Source organism: Massilia sp. UYP34, from assembly GCF_056279385.1.
The window spans coordinates 273,831-287,987 of record NZ_JBWBRF010000005.1; the positions used below are offsets into that span (position 1 = coordinate 273,831).

Here is a 14,157-nt window from a genome sequence, read left to right on the forward strand (position 1 = left end):
GGCGCCCATTGTCAGCCGCCACGGTTTTCTGGAGCATCAAATGAAAAACATCCTTGCAGTAGCGGCCCTGGCGGCCAGCATCGTCCTGTCGGGCAACGTCCTCGCGCACGAGGCCAAGCCCAAGCATGGCGGCATCGTGCAAAGCGCGGGCGACCTGTCGTTCGAACTCGTTACCAAAGACGGCGGCGCCACCATTCACGTCGACGACCACGGCAAGGACTTGCCGACCGCGGGCGCCACCGGCACCCTGACCGTGTTGAACGGCGCGCAAAAGTCCCAACTGCCGCTCGTGGCAGGCGCGAACAACACGCTGGTCGCGAAGGGCGACGCCAGGCTCGCCCCTGGCAGCAAGGCGGTCGCGGCCATCACCTTTGCGGACAAGAAGGCGGTGAGCGTTCGTTTTTCGATCAAGTAATTGTTGGGGGAGCGGCCCGCATGGCGCTCCCCGTCAGCTGGCTTTACAATGGCGGGATGTATATCGATTCCCATTGCCATATCAATTTCCCGGAACTGGCAGCGCGCATGCCCGAAGTCCTGGCCAAGATGGCCGAGAACAAGGTGACGCACGCGCTGTGCGTGTCGGTGGACCTGCCTGACTTTCCGCAGGTGCTCGCGCTGGCCGAGCAGTATCCGCATATCTTCGCCTCGGTCGGGGTCCATCCCGACTACGCAGACACGCCGGAACCGACCGTGGCGCAACTCGTCGAGCTGGCGGACCATCCGAAGATCGTCGCCATCGGCGAGACCGGCCTGGATTACTACCGCCTCGAAGGCGATCTGGAATGGCAGCGCGAGCGCTTCCGCGTGCACATCCGCGCTTCGCGCGAGACCCGCAAGCCCTTGATCATCCACACCCGCGCCGCCAGCGAGGACACGATCCGCCTGATGAAGGAAGAGGGCGCCGGCACGGACGCGGGCGGCGTGGCCGGCGTCATGCATTGCTTCACCGAATCGCTGGCCGTGGCCGAGGCCGCCATGGCCCAGGGCTTTTATATCTCGTTCTCGGGCATCGTCACCTTCAAGAGCGCCAAGGAGCTTCAAGCGGTGGCGCAGGCCGTGCCGCTCGAGCGCATGCTGATCGAGACCGATTCGCCGTATCTCGCGCCGGTGCCGTTCCGCGGCCGGATGAACGAGCCGGGCTATGTGGCCCACGTGGCCGAGTACATCGCCACGCTCAAGGGCGTCTCGCTGCGCGAGGTGGCCGAGCGCACCAGCGAGAATTTCTTCAAGTTGTTCACGACCGCCAGGAGCTGACCCATGCCGATCCGCCGCCTGCTTGCCGCCAGTTTGCTGTTTGCCGCAGTCGCCGGCGCCCACGCCGTGGAGCCGCCCACGCCGCAGCAGGTGAGCTCGTTCTTCCGCGCGGTGCAGATGGATGACGCCAGTACGGTGCGCAAGATGGTCGGCGCGGTCGTCAATGCCAACGAACTCAATCCCCTGGGCGGCGAGCCGGCCCTGGTGCTGGCGATCCGCGAAGGTGCGCGCGAGGTGATCGGTGAACTGCTGCGCCATCCGGGCACCGATCTCGAGCGCAAGGCGATCAATGGCAATACGGCGCTGATGATGGCCGCCTTCAAGCGCAACGAAGAGGTCGTCCGCGCGCTGCTGGACAAGGGCGCCAGGGTCAATCAGCCGGGCTGGACCGCGCTGCACTACGCCGCCGCCAGCGGCGACGACAGGATCGTGCAATTGCTGATCGAGCGCGGCGCCACGCTCGACGCCGTGTCGCCGCGCGCCAGCGGCGCCTTCACGCCGCTGATGCTGGCGGCGCGCGAAGGGAATGACAAGACCGCGCGGCTCCTGGTCGCGCGCGGCGCCGACACCGCGCTGAAGAACACGGAAGGGCATACCGCGGCCGGGATCGCCGCGCAGGCGGGGCGCGACGAGCTGGCCAGGGCACTGACCGGCGCTGCCCGCTGATCCTGCCTGAATGACAATTCAATCGTGAATTGGGCGGTAAAACGTAGTTAGCTCGACCAATTGCGTGAGGGCAATGGTGTTCATAATGGTTCCACGGTTAAACGACCACCGACCAACAAGGATACCCATGCTCAACGAACGCGAAATCGAAAGCTGCTACCTGGGGCAGTTCATTCCAGTCCACTACCATCACAATATGCTGATGGACCAGAACCGGATGCACAACTTCAAGAACGCCATCCATTATTCCGTGTTCCCCGGCGCGAAAGTGCTGGAGCTGGGCGGCGGCACCGGCGTGCTGTCCTTCTTCGCTGCCCAGAGTGCCTCGAAGGTGTACTGCGTCGAGTTCAACCCGGACATGGTGCAGGAGGCGCGCCGCTTCCTGGCGATGAATCCGAACGGCGACAAGGTCGAGGTGATCCATGCCGACGCCTTCGACTACCTGCCGCCGGAACCGGTCGATGTCGTGATCTGCGAGATGATCCACGTCGGCATGCTGCGCGAAAAGCAGGTCGAGGTGATCGAATCGTTCAAGCGCCGCTACCTGGCCAAATTCGGCGGCCCGCTGCCGCTGTTCATGCCGGAAGCCGTGATCATGGCGGCCCAGCCGATCCAGCAGGCGTATGACTTCGACGGCTTCTACGCCCCGATCGTCCAGTTCCAGGAAACCGGCGTGGTCCAGCCAGGCACGGTCGAGCTGGCCCAGCCCGCCGTGTACAGCATCCTCGATTTCAGCCAGCCGGTCGACAGCCTGATCGCCTGGGAAGGCGCGCTCGTGGTGGAGCAGGGCGGCACCCTGAACGCGATGCGTTTCGTGACCAAGAACGTGCTGGCCATCGTGCAGGAGCAGGCGGCCACGATCGACTGGCTCAACCACTACATGACCCTGCCGCTGCACCGTCCGCTCGAGGTCGAGGCTGGCGACCTGCTGCGCATCTCGCTCGCCTACCGCGCCGGCGGCTCGATCCCATCGCTGCAGGCGTCGATCCAGGTCGAGGTTGTGGCCGAGGAAGCGCAAACCGCGGCGCAGGCGCCGGCGGTCGAGGAAGCAGCCAGCTTCGCCTGATGTGGCAACCATGGGCGGACCGGGCGGTCCGCTCATCCTTTCCGGCGACCGTTCGGGCCGCCATTTCCCCCATTCATCGCACGCCGCTGGCCCCACGACCTCGTTCGGCATATATTCCTCATGATGCTTCTTCATGGAGAAAGACGATGCTGAGTTTCCTGGCCTGGCTGGTGCTGCTGTTCCTTTGCTGGCCAATCGCGCTGATTGCCCTCGTGCTGTATCCTGTGGTGTGGCTGCTGTTGCTGCCGTTTCGCCTGCTGGGCATCGGCGTCGATGCCGTGTTCAGCCTGCTGCGCGCGATCGTCATGCTGCCCGCGCGCGTGCTTGGACACCATCCCGCGCGCTGACGAGCCTGTTTAAGTGTTCGGCAGATAACAGACTAGGGCCACTTGATCTTCTACTGTGGAGCTGCGCGCTTTCATCCGGAAAGCGTGCATTGAATAGAGGAAAATGACTATGCGCCTGGATATTTACCGCAGAGCCGAGCACGACGGCAAGTTCTCGTACCTGGCCGTGCCCGAAGCGAAGAACATTCCCGAAGAAGCCACCAATACCGATTGGGAGATCGAAGCCCGCGCCTTCGAGGTCGATGACGACGCCGACCAGATCGAGGATTTCGACATCGATAACCTCAACGGCCAGATCGCCGAAAAAGGGTATGCGATGACGTCGGTACTGCACTGACATTTTCCTGGCGGTCTTGCCACCGCCCGCGCCGGCAGACGGGCCGTCCGGCCCGTCTGCCGGCGCCATTCCCGCTCCCCAGCGCGTCGGCGGGGCCGCCACGGCCCAACAGCCGATGTGGTATCCTGCGTCCTTGATCAAGTAGGTCAGCCGCTTGCATGGCTGCGATGGAGGATGTGATGAAGTGGGTCGTGGTGGGTTTCTATGTTCTGTCTATCCTGCACATCCATTTCCGCGGGCGCGTGCGCCTGCCGCTGCGTCGCCAGATCTTCGACCACTCGTCGTTCATGGCGCCGATCAATCTCTTCATGCACAAGTTCTCGAAGGTCCCGAACACGCCCTTCATCCCGGTCAGCGAGTTCCCGGAACTGGCGCGCCTGCAAGAGAACTGGCCGATCATCCGCGCCGAAGCCGAGAACCTGCTCGCGCTCAAGAAGATCAAGGCGGCCGAGCAGAACGACGATGCCGGCTTCAATTCCTTCTTCAAGAACGGCTGGAAGCGCTTCTACCTCAAGTGGTATGACGCCAGCCACCCGTCGGCCGAGCGCCTGTGCCCGCAAACCTACGCGCTGCTGCAATCGATTCCTTCGGTCAAGGCGGCGATGTTCGCCGAGCTGCCGCCGGGCGGCAAGCTCAATCCGCACCGCGACCCGTTCGCCGGCTCGATGCGCTACCACCTGGGCCTGGCCACGCCGAACGACGACCGCTGCTTCATCGACGTCGACGGCGAGCGCCACAGCTGGCGCGACGGCCAGGGCGTGGTGTTCGACGAGACCTATATCCACTGGGCGATCAACGGCAGCGAGAGCGACCGCGTGATCCTGTTCTGCGACGTCGAGCGCCCGATGCGCTACCGCTGGATGCAGGCCTTCAACCGCTGGTTCGGCCGCACCGTGATGACCGCCGCCGCCTCGCCGAACGAAACCGGCGACCAGGTTGGCCTGGTGAGCAAGCTGTTCCGCATCTCCTTCTATGCCGGCCAATACCGCCGCCGCTTCAAGGCCTGGAACAAGACCGCCTACAACATCACCCGCGTGGCGCTGGTCGTCGCGCTGGCCGCCTTCATCTACTGGATCTGATCCGCCTGAGGCAGTAGGGCGCGCAGGCGGGGCGCCTGACCGCTCCATGTGTTTGCGAAAACGGGCTTTTTACAGTCAGCCCGAACTTGCTCATTGTTGCGCGGTCTTATGCAATATGAGCAAGCTTGTTTCGATCAGAGTCGCCGCCAAGGCGCTTGGTGTCTCGGCCAGCACGCTGCGGCGCTGGGAAACGAGTGGACGCCTCGTGCCAGTGCGCACCGAGGGCGGCCAGCGCCGCTACGACCTGGCGGCCCTATGCCCCCGGTTCGCCCATGGCGCGCCGGCGCCGCGCCAGACGATCGCCTATGCGCGCGTCTCCAGTCACGACCAGCGCGCCGACCTGGAACGGCAAAAGCGGGTGCTCGAACTGTACTGCGCAAGCCAGGGCTGGTCCTTCGAAACGATCGCCGACCTTGGCTCGGGCATGAACTACCACAAGAAAGGCCTGGCCCGGCTACTCGAGGCGATCCTGGCAGGCACGGCCGGACGCCTGGTGCTGACCCACAAGGATTGCCTCCTGCGCTTCGGCGCCGAGTTGGTATTCGCCGTCTGCGAGGCAAAACAGGTCGAGGTCGTCATCATCAACCGGGGCGAGGACAGCAGCTTTGAGGAAGACCTGGCCAGCGACGTGCTGGAGATCATCACCGTCTTTTCTGCACGGCTGTACGGCAGCCGAAGCCACCGGAACAAGAAGCTGATCGACGGGGTGCGCCGCGCCGTTCAGGAGGCGCAGTGCTGATCGCACACCGCATTCGGCTCGACCCCAACAACGCCCAGGCCACGTACCTGGCGCGCGCGGCCGGCGTCGCCCGCTTCGCCTACAACTGGGCCCTGGCCGAGTGGCAGAGACAATACGAGGCGTGCAAGGCCAACCCCGCCCTGCCAGCGCCGTCGCAGCTGGCGCTGCGGCGCCAGCTCAACGCCATCAAGCGCGAGCAGTTCCCCTGGATGCTCGAGGTGACCAAGAATGCGCCGCAGATGGCGATCATCCAGCTCGGCGAGGCCTTCAAGAATTTCTTCGCGCGCCGCGCGCGCTACCCGAAGTTCCGCAAGAAGGGACGGCACGACCGTTTTACCTTGACCAACGACCAGTTCCGCATCGACGGCAAACGCATCCAGATCCCGAAGCTGGGCCCTGTTCGCATGCGCGAAAGCCTGCGCTTTGCCGGCCGCATCGTCTCGGCCACCGTCTCGCGCTCTGCCGGGCACTGGTACGCCAGCATCACGGTCGATACCGCAGAGGAAACTCACCTGCTGCCCGCCGACAACCAAGGCGCGGTCGGGGTCGACCTCGGGGTGGCGGCGCTGGCGACCCTGTCGAACGGCGAAGTGTGGACCGGGCCGAAGGCCCTCCGATCTCTGCTCGGGTGGCTGCGCCGGCTGTCGCGCTCCCTCTCGCGCAAGGTCAAGGGCTCGCGCAACCGGGCCAAGGCGAAACTGAAGCTGAGCCGGCTGCACGCGAAGATCGGCCACCTGCGCAGCAACGCCTTGCACCAGCTCACCAGCAGCATCGCGCGGCGCTTCCACACCATCGGCATCGAGGACCTGAACGTCAAGGGCATGCTGGGCAACCGGCGCCTGGCGCGCGCGATCGCCGACATGGGTTTCCATGAACTGCGCCGCCAGCTGGAGTACAAGGCGGCGTGGCGCGGTGGCCGGGTGGTGGTGGCCGGCCGCTGGTACCCGAGCAGCAAGACGTGCTCGATCTGCGGCCACATGCTGGAGAAGCTCGACCTGGGCACGAGGCAGTGGACCTGCCCGGGCTGCGGGACGGTCCACGACCGCGATGTCAATGCGGCCGTTAACCTTGAAACAATGGCGGTGAGTTCTACCGCGACAGCCTGTGGAGGGGCAGGCGCTGGCGCCGTGCGCGGGCACGGCGTGAAACCGGCCCCGGTGAAGCAGGAATCCAGCAGCGAGCAGGTTTAGGCAATTTCGACCAGCGTTGCACAAGTCTGGAGGAACGGCATTCGGCCATTGTCGCTACAATGGCTGTTCCGAATCCCACACATGGAGGAAGTCGATGGCAAAAGTACTGGTACTGTATTACTCGTCGTATGGCCACATCGAGACGATGGCGAACGCGGTCGCCGAAGGCGCGCGCAGCGCGGGCGCGACGGTTGACGTCAAGCGGGTTCCCGAGACCGTCCCGGAAGACGTCGCCAAGGGCGCCCACTTCAAGCTCGACCAGGCCGCGCCGATCGCCACGGTGGCCGAGCTGGAACACTACGACGCCATCATCGTCGGCGCACCGACCCGCTACGGCCGCATGCCCGGCCAGATGGCGGCCTTCCTCGACCAGACCGGCAGCTTGTGGGCGCGCGGCGCGCTCAACGGCAAGGTGGGCGGTGCGTTTACCTCCACCGCGACCCAGCACGGCGGCCAGGAAGCCACGCTGTTCTCGATCATCACCAATCTGCTCCACTTCGGCATGACCATCGTCGGTCTGCCGTACAGCTACCAGGAACAGATGACGCTGGACGAGATCGTCGGCGGCAGCCCTTACGGCGCCACCACCATCGCCGGCGGCCAGGGCCAGCGCCAGCCGAGCGAGAAGGACCTGGGCGGCGCCCGCCACCAGGGCGAACTCATCGCCAAGACCGCCAACAAGCTGTTCGGCTGATCGCTGCGGACCTGCCCGCTGTGCCACTCGCGCAGCGGGCAGTTTGAATCTTTGGTATCGTTGGACTCTGCCGCCGCGGCGGTTCCTGAAGAGGCGCCAACGACATGACCCAGCTCTCCGACTTTCCCATTACTCAAAAATGGCCGGCCGCCCATCCCGACCGGTTGCAGCTGTACTCGATGCCCACCCCGAACGGCGTCAAGATCCCGATCATGCTGGAAGAAATCGGCCTGCCGTACGAGGCGCACCGGGTCGACTTCGCGAAGGACGAGCAGAATTCGCCAGCCTTCCTGTCACTGAACCCGAACAACAAGATTCCCGCCATCCTCGATCCGGACGGCCCGGACGGGCAGCCGCTGGCGCTGTTCGAATCGGGCGCGATCCTGCTCTACCTGGCCGAAAAGAGCGGCAAGCTGATTCCGCCGGATGCGGCGGGGCGCTACCGCGTCATCCAGTGGGTGATGTTCCAGATCGGCGGGGTGGGGCCGATGTTCGGCCAGCTCGGCTTTTTTGCGAAGTTCGGCGGCGCAGAGTACGAGGACAAGCGGCCGCGCGACCGCTTCGCCGCCGAATCGCGCCGGCTGTTTCGCGTGATCGACGCGCAGCTGGCTCAGCATACCTGGATCGCGGGCAACGACTTCACCATTGCCGATATCGCGGTGTTCCCCTGGATTAATGGCTTGCTGAACTTCTACGAGGCGGAAGACTTGGTCGGCGCCGAAGACTTCGGCAATGTGAGGGATGCGCTGGAGCGTTTCCTGGCCCGCCCCTCAGTCAGGAGAGGACTCAAGATCCCGGCCTGACCCGCTGCCGATTGGTCGGGGCTGGAGGTCGGCCGCACGATCAAGTCGCCGACGCCGACGGCGCCCGCGGGCGCCGTCAAGGCAAGCCGCGCTCCACGCGGCCCGGGCCGATCGCGCCTACGCCTTCGATCCCGCCTGGTCGCGCGGACGCTGGCGGTGGAAGGTCAGCGGGCTGTAGGCCACGTTCGACGGCGGCGGCGATTTGAGGATGTTCGTCTTCATCGCGCCGACCACGTGCATCTCGCACGGCTTGCAATCGAAGCGCAGCGTGTACTTCTCGTCGCCGCTCACCAGGGTCATCGGCTCGGCCTTGACCTGCCCCTGTACGCCTTGCACGCCCTTGGCCTGCTTCGGGCACAGGTTGAATGAGAAGCGCAGGCAGTGTTTGGTGATCATCAGCGACACTTCGCCGGCTTCCTCGTGCGCTTCATAGGCGGCGTCGATCAGCTGCACGCCGTGCTTGTGGTAGAAGGCGCGCGCCTTGTCGTTGTAGACGTTGGCAAGGTAGCTCAGTTGGGTGTCGGGGTAGACCGGCGGCGGTTCGACCGGCGCCTTGCGCTGCGGGCGCTCCCAGGCCGCCAGGCGCGCCGCCTCGTGCGCCGCGATGGCGTCGCGGCGCAGGGCGTTGATGGCGGCGCTCGGCACGAACCACGGCTGGCTCAGTTGCAGCGCCACGTGGCCGGCCTCGAACATCGTGTTGCCCAGCTTGGCCAGGCTGGCGCGCAGGCCGGCCTCGGCCTGGGCCGCCTGCTGGGCCGGTTGCAGTTCGAGGGCGGCCTGGACGTGCGACGCGATGCCGTCCTCGTCGACGATGTCCAGGCGCAGGCCGCCCGGGGCTTCGCTCAGGATCAGGTCGATCGCCACCTTGCGCTCGGACGACTTCTTGCTCAGCGTGGCTTCCCACTGGTGGTCGCGGTTGCGGTGGATGACGGTGCCCACCTTCAGGCCGATCAGGGACGGCATCGGCTCGTTCGGGAACACGCGCCAGCGCTGGCCCTCGGCTTCCTCGCCCAGCTTCTCGGCGCGGTTGGCCTGGATGCCGCAGGTGGCGCGCTTGTTCATGTAGTTCAGGCCGTCGCCATTGGCCATCGGCGCCTGGGTGACGATGTCGAAGCTGTCGCCGTTCAGGCGCGCCACGATGCCCAGTTCCACGCCCAGGTATTTGGGCGAATCGAAGGCGCCGATGTCCGGCAGGCGGCCCTGGGCGAAGTATTCGGTGTGGCCGCGGTGGAAGTTCTTGTCGACGTCCGGGGTGAACATCACGCGGGTGCGCCCGCTCGCGGCGCGCGCGAACTCCGGGCGGCGCTCGAGCAGCTCGTCCAGCAGCAGCCGGTAGTGGGCGGTGATGTTCTTGACGTAGCCCATGTCCTTGTAGCGGCCCTCGATCTTGAACGAGCGGATGCCGGCGTCGACCAGCGCTTCCAGGTTGCGGCTCTGGTCGTTGTCCTTCATCGACAGCAGGTGCTTGTCGTAGGCGACCACGCGGCCTTGGCCGTCGGACAGGGTGTAGGGCAGGCGGCAGGCCTGCGAGCAGTCGCCGCGGTTGGCCGAGCGGCCGGTGTCGGCGTGCGAGATGTAGCACTGGCCCGAATAGGCCACGCACAGCGCGCCGTGCACGAAGTATTCGAGCGGCGTGTCGGTGGCGGCGTGGATCTTGCGGATCTGCTCGACCGTCAGTTCGCGCGCCAGCACCAGCTGCGAGAACCCGACGTCGCCCAGGAATTTCGCCTTCTCCGCGCCGCGGATGTCGCACTGGGTGCTGGCGTGCAGCTGGATCGGCGGCAGGTCGAGTTCGAGCAGGCCCAGGTCCTGGATAATCAGCGCATCGACGCCGGCCTCGTACAGCTGCCAGATCTGCTTGCGCGCCAGATCGAGTTCGCTGTCGTGCATGATCGTATTCATGGTCACGAAGATGCGCGCGCGGTAGCCGTGGGCGAACCGGACCAGCGCGGCGATGTCTTCCAGCGGATTGCTGGCGTTATGGCGCGCCCCGAAGGCCGGTCCGCCGATGTACACGGCGTCGGCGCCATGGAGGATCGCTTCGCGGCCGATCTCGGCGGTCTTGGCGGGCGAAAGCAATTCGAGCTCGTGGGCAAGCAGGGACATGGGTTTTCCTTTGGGGCGAAGGACGAGATTATAGCGAGATGGGGCCCGCGCGTCATGCCCGGCGTGGCGGGTTGTCAGGATGGAACCATCTTCACCCTGGCGTCGGGCGAACGCCGCAGCCTGGACGCGGTCCAACCCGCATCGACGCCACTCACGAAAGGAAGGCCGATGACGGATCAGCCAGCTACCCCGGAGTCGGCCGAGTCGTCCGTTCGCGAGCACGCGCGCCATGCGCGCTACCTGCTGGTCGGCGGCGGCCTGGCCGCGGCCACGGCCGCCGAGACGCTGCGCCAGGAGGGCGCCCAGGGCGCGATCGTCATGGTGGCGGACGAGCGCGACCCGCCTTATCACCGGCCGCAGCTCTCGACCCGCTTCCTGGAGGGCGACGCCGCGCCGCCGCTGGCGACGGTGCTGCCGCCCGACTACTTCCACGATCATGGGGTGACGCTGCTGTCCGGCGTGCGCGCCACCGGCCTCGACGCCGACGCCCAGCTGGTGCATACCGACCACGCCGGCGTCATCCGCTATGAGCGGCTGCTGGTCGCCACCGGGGTGCGTCCCGTGCATCTCGACGTGCCGGGCGCCGCGCTGCCCGGCATCCACTACCTGCGCACGGCCGTCGACGCGCGCACCCTGCGCGGCGCGATGGAGGGCGCGGCGCGGGCCGTGGTGGTCGGCGCCGGCTTCATCGCCCTCGAGATGGCCGCGGCGTTCGCGCGCAAGGGCGTGCGGGTGACGGTGCTGGCGCGCCACGGCATGTTGTTCGACAAACTGCAGGACCACGGCATCAGCGACTACCTGCGCGCATTGTACGTGGGCCAGGGCGTCGAAGTGCTGGCCGATACGGTCGCCGCCTTCCATGGCGAGCGGCGGGTCGAGATGGTCGTGACCGAAGGCGGGCGCCGGCTGCCGTGCGAGCTGGTCGGCGTCGGCATCGGCGTCGCTCCCGATCTGGGTTGGCTCGAAGGCAGCGCCCTGGCGCTGGACGACGGCGTGTGCGTCGACCAGTACCTGCAAGCCTCGCATCCGCTGGTGTGGGCGGCGGGCGACGTCGCCAATTTCGTCGACCCCGTGTTCCGGCTGCGCCACCGCATCGAGCACTGGGACAACGCCGTCAAGCAGGGGCGGCTGGCGGCGCGCAATATGCTCGGCATGCGCCTGCGCTACGACGAGGTGCCGTATTTCTCGTGCGAGCTGTTCGGCCAGGGGTTCCAGTTCCTGGGCCTGCCCGAGGCCGGCCACCACCATGCCCGGCTGGGCCGCCCCGAGACCCGCTCCTGGGCCTGCCTCTACCTCGACCACGACGTGCCGCGCGCCCTGTTTTCCACGGGGCGGCCGGCGGTCGAGACGCGCGCGATCGAATCCCTGATCCGCTACCGCACCAATATCGGCTGGGCCTGCAAGCGCCTGGACGAGCCCGATTTTTGCATCACCCGCATTCCCAGCCAGACCGCGCTGATCCTGCAGGGCGGCGGCGCATTGGGCGCCTTCGAATGCGGCGTGGCCCATGCGCTGGAAGCCGCGGGCATCCAGCCCGACGTCATCGCCGGCGTGTCGATCGGGGCCTTCAATGGCGTCATCATGGCCGCCAATCCGGGCCGCGCCGCCGCCGCGCTGGAGGATTTCTGGCGCCGCCTGGCGGTCGACCTGCCGCTGGACCTGGGATCCGACCTGCAACCCGGCCTGCGACCCGACCCGCCGCTCCAGCCCCCGCCCGAGCGGCCGTTCGACCTGCCGCATGCCGCCGGGACGCTGCTCGACGACCGGGCGCGCCGCCTGCTCGGGTCGTGGCAAACGCTCGCCTTCGGCGTCCCGGCGTTCTTCCGCCCGCGCTGGACCGGCATGCCTTTCCTGGGCACGTCGCCTTTGGACTGGACCAGCCTCTACGACCCGACACCGGTCAAGGAATTACTGATGCGCTACGTCGACTTCGGCGCGTTGAAAGCGAGCCCGGTGCGGCTGCTGGTCAGCGCGGTCAATGTCGAGACCGCGCGCCTGGAGATCTTCGACAGCTATGTCGACGACCTGAGCGCCGACCATATCCTGGCCAGCGGCAGCCTGCCGCCCGGCTTTCCCTGGACCACCATCGACGGCAAGCACTACTGGGACGGCGGCATCATCAGCAATTCGCCGCTGGAACTGCTGCTGGAGCACTCGGGCACGGCGCGCAAGCGCATCTTCATCGTGGACCTGTATCCGGAAACAGGTGCGCTGCCGACCAACCTGATGGAGGTGCTGGGCCGGCGCGACGAGATCGTGTTCGCCGAGCGCATCCGGCGCGATAGCGCCGAGCAGTCGCTGGTGCGCGATTTTCGCAAGCTCGTCGAGGGTATCCTGGACTACGCCACCTCGCCGGCCCAGGCCGACCAGGTGCGCCAGTGGCCCACCTATATTCAGCTGATGGGCGACAAGGATGCCGCGCCCAGCATCACCCGCATCATGCGCAAGGGCTCGGAGTGCGAGACCGCGGCGCGTGACTTCGATTTTTCAGCGCTGTCGATCGCCCGCCATATGGCGGAAGGCCAGGCCGCCGCGCGCGAAGCGCTGGCGGCGCGGCGGGGCGCGGGATAGCATGACGCCGGAGGCGCATGTTAGCGCAATCGATGGGCAGGTCTTCCATAGTGTCGAACGGGGATTTTCCGTCACCGGCAAGGCCGGCGAGGGGCCCGATGGCAAATCCCTAACTATGCTAACATCGGCCAACATGAACGACTTGCAAAGAGATTCACCGACATGAACAAAACGAGCGTCGAGGCCGTGCGCGAATCGATGGAGCAGGGCAAGCCCACCATGGTGGACGTGGCCAGGCTCGCCGGCGTGTCCGCGATGACCGTCTCGCGGGTCATGAACGGCAAGAGCCTGGTGCGCGAAAGCACGCGCCGCAAGGTGGCGGAGGCGGTCGCGGCGCTGAACTACACCCCGAACCAGGAAGCGCGCAACCTGGCCGGCTCCAAGCCGATCCGCGTCGGTTTCTTGTACAGCAATCCGAGCGCCGCTTACCTCAGCGAATTCCTGGTCGGCCTGCTCAACCAGTCTGGCCTGAACAACGTCCAGCTGTTCGTCGAGAAGTGCGAGGCCGGCAACCATGAGATCGAGCATACCCAGCGCCTGATCAACAATGGCCTGGACGGCGTGATCCTGCCGCCGCCGCTGTGCGACAGCGTGGCCGTGCTCGACTGTGTGGCCAAGGCCGGGATTCCGGCGGTGGTCGTGGCGTGCGGCTCGCCGGCCCCCGGCGTCGGCGCGGTCAGCATCGACGACTACGAAGCGGCCCGCTACATGGCCCGGCACCTGATCGCGCTGGGCCACCAGCGCATCGGCTTCATCGTCGGTCACCCGAACCAGACCGCGAGCGCGCGCCGCCTCGACGGCTACCGCGCGGCGATCGCCGAGAAGGGCGCCGACGCCTCCGACGAGCTGGTGGTGCAGGGCATGTTCACCTATCGCTCCGGCCTGGACGCGGCCGAGCAGTTGCTGGCGCTGAAGGACCGGCCGACGGCGATTTTCGCCAGCAATGACGATATGGCGGCCGCCACGGTGGCGGTCGCGCACCGCCTGGGCCTGGACGTGCCGGGCGACCTGACCGTCACCGGGTTCGACGACACCGCCCTGGCCACCACGATCTGGCCCGAGCTGACCACCGTGCGCCAGCCGATCGCCGGCATGGCGCGCGAGGCGGTGCAGGCGCTGGTGCGGCGCGTGCGCGCGCTGCGCGAAGACCAGCCGGCCGAGCCGGAACAGGCCCGCATGGACTTCGAGCTGGTGCGGCGCCAGTCCGACGCCGCCCCGCGCATCCGGCCGCCGGCGCGCCTGCCGGCGGTGGCCAAGGCGCGCTGATCTGATCTGATCGCCGGCGCCGGCATGCGCCTGTCGGCT

Annotated in this window: 14 protein-coding genes; 13 read left to right on the forward strand and 1 reads right to left on the reverse strand. The window is 66.7% G+C overall.

The features are described 5' to 3' along the window. Nucleotides 1-40: 40 nt before the first annotated feature. From ACZ9AQ_RS11740 to ACZ9AQ_RS11790, 11 genes are all read left to right on the forward strand, one after another. A complete protein-coding gene (locus ACZ9AQ_RS11740) occupies nucleotides 41-415 on the forward strand; it encodes a hypothetical protein (RefSeq protein ID WP_429205340.1) in 375 nt (124 codons plus the stop codon). 56 nt (nucleotides 416-471) lie between these two features. Beyond that, nucleotides 472-1,254: a TatD family hydrolase gene (locus ACZ9AQ_RS11745; protein WP_429205495.1), complete on the forward strand. Its 783-nt coding sequence runs from the start codon at nucleotides 472-474 to the stop codon at nucleotides 1,252-1,254. A gap of 3 nt (nucleotides 1,255-1,257) precedes the next feature. Continuing rightward, nucleotides 1,258-1,920, forward strand: a complete 663-nt coding sequence (locus tag ACZ9AQ_RS11750; protein WP_429205338.1) for an ankyrin repeat domain-containing protein — start codon at nucleotides 1,258-1,260, stop codon at nucleotides 1,918-1,920. 127 nt (nucleotides 1,921-2,047) lie between these two features. Continuing rightward, nucleotides 2,048-2,986, forward strand: coding sequence for a class I SAM-dependent methyltransferase (locus ACZ9AQ_RS11755; RefSeq protein ID WP_429205337.1), 939 nt, complete (start codon nucleotides 2,048-2,050; stop codon nucleotides 2,984-2,986). 146 nt (nucleotides 2,987-3,132) lie between these two features. Beyond that, nucleotides 3,133-3,333: a hypothetical protein gene (locus tag ACZ9AQ_RS11760; RefSeq protein ID WP_429205335.1), complete on the forward strand. Its 201-nt coding sequence runs from the start codon at nucleotides 3,133-3,135 to the stop codon at nucleotides 3,331-3,333. Between the two features lie 109 nt (nucleotides 3,334-3,442). Continuing rightward, nucleotides 3,443-3,670 (forward strand): DUF6139 family protein, encoded by a 228-nt coding sequence (locus ACZ9AQ_RS11765; RefSeq protein WP_429205333.1) that lies wholly within the window; start codon nucleotides 3,443-3,445, stop codon nucleotides 3,668-3,670. A gap of 179 nt (nucleotides 3,671-3,849) precedes the next feature. Beyond that, on the forward strand, nucleotides 3,850-4,749 hold the full coding sequence (gene lpxO / locus ACZ9AQ_RS11770; protein WP_429205332.1) for a lipid A hydroxylase LpxO: 900 nt from the start codon (nucleotides 3,850-3,852) through the stop codon (nucleotides 4,747-4,749). Between the two features lie 115 nt (nucleotides 4,750-4,864). Further along, nucleotides 4,865-5,488 (forward strand): IS607 family transposase, encoded by a 624-nt coding sequence (locus tag ACZ9AQ_RS11775; protein WP_429205331.1) that lies wholly within the window; start codon nucleotides 4,865-4,867, stop codon nucleotides 5,486-5,488. Beyond that, nucleotides 5,482-6,678: an RNA-guided endonuclease InsQ/TnpB family protein gene (locus tag ACZ9AQ_RS11780; protein WP_476108124.1), complete on the forward strand. Its 1,197-nt coding sequence runs from the start codon at nucleotides 5,482-5,484 to the stop codon at nucleotides 6,676-6,678. Before ACZ9AQ_RS11775 ends, ACZ9AQ_RS11780 begins: the two co-directional genes overlap by 7 nt. Before the next feature lie 94 nt (nucleotides 6,679-6,772). Continuing rightward, a complete protein-coding gene (gene wrbA, locus ACZ9AQ_RS11785; RefSeq protein WP_429205328.1) occupies nucleotides 6,773-7,372 on the forward strand; it encodes an NAD(P)H:quinone oxidoreductase in 600 nt (199 codons plus the stop codon). 104 nt (nucleotides 7,373-7,476) lie between these two features. Then, a complete protein-coding gene (locus tag ACZ9AQ_RS11790; RefSeq protein ID WP_429205326.1) occupies nucleotides 7,477-8,175 on the forward strand; it encodes a glutathione binding-like protein in 699 nt (232 codons plus the stop codon). A 117-nt stretch (nucleotides 8,176-8,292) separates the two neighbouring features. Here ACZ9AQ_RS11790 and ACZ9AQ_RS11795 read toward each other — a convergent pair whose 3' ends face one another. Continuing rightward, nucleotides 8,293-10,281 (reverse strand): peptidase U32 family protein, encoded by a 1,989-nt coding sequence (locus ACZ9AQ_RS11795; RefSeq protein WP_429205324.1) that lies wholly within the window; start codon nucleotides 10,279-10,281, stop codon nucleotides 8,293-8,295. A 168-nt stretch (nucleotides 10,282-10,449) separates the two neighbouring features. On the opposite strand from ACZ9AQ_RS11795, the gene ACZ9AQ_RS11800 reads away from it, so the two are divergent. Both ACZ9AQ_RS11800 and ACZ9AQ_RS11805 read left to right on the forward strand, forming a co-directional pair. Continuing rightward, nucleotides 10,450-12,852 (forward strand): FAD-dependent oxidoreductase, encoded by a 2,403-nt coding sequence (locus ACZ9AQ_RS11800; RefSeq protein ID WP_429205323.1) that lies wholly within the window; start codon nucleotides 10,450-10,452, stop codon nucleotides 12,850-12,852. Nucleotides 12,853-13,014: 162 nt separating this feature from the next. Then, nucleotides 13,015-14,118: a LacI family DNA-binding transcriptional regulator gene (locus ACZ9AQ_RS11805; RefSeq protein WP_429205322.1), complete on the forward strand. Its 1,104-nt coding sequence runs from the start codon at nucleotides 13,015-13,017 to the stop codon at nucleotides 14,116-14,118. Nucleotides 14,119-14,157 lie beyond the last annotated feature (39 nt).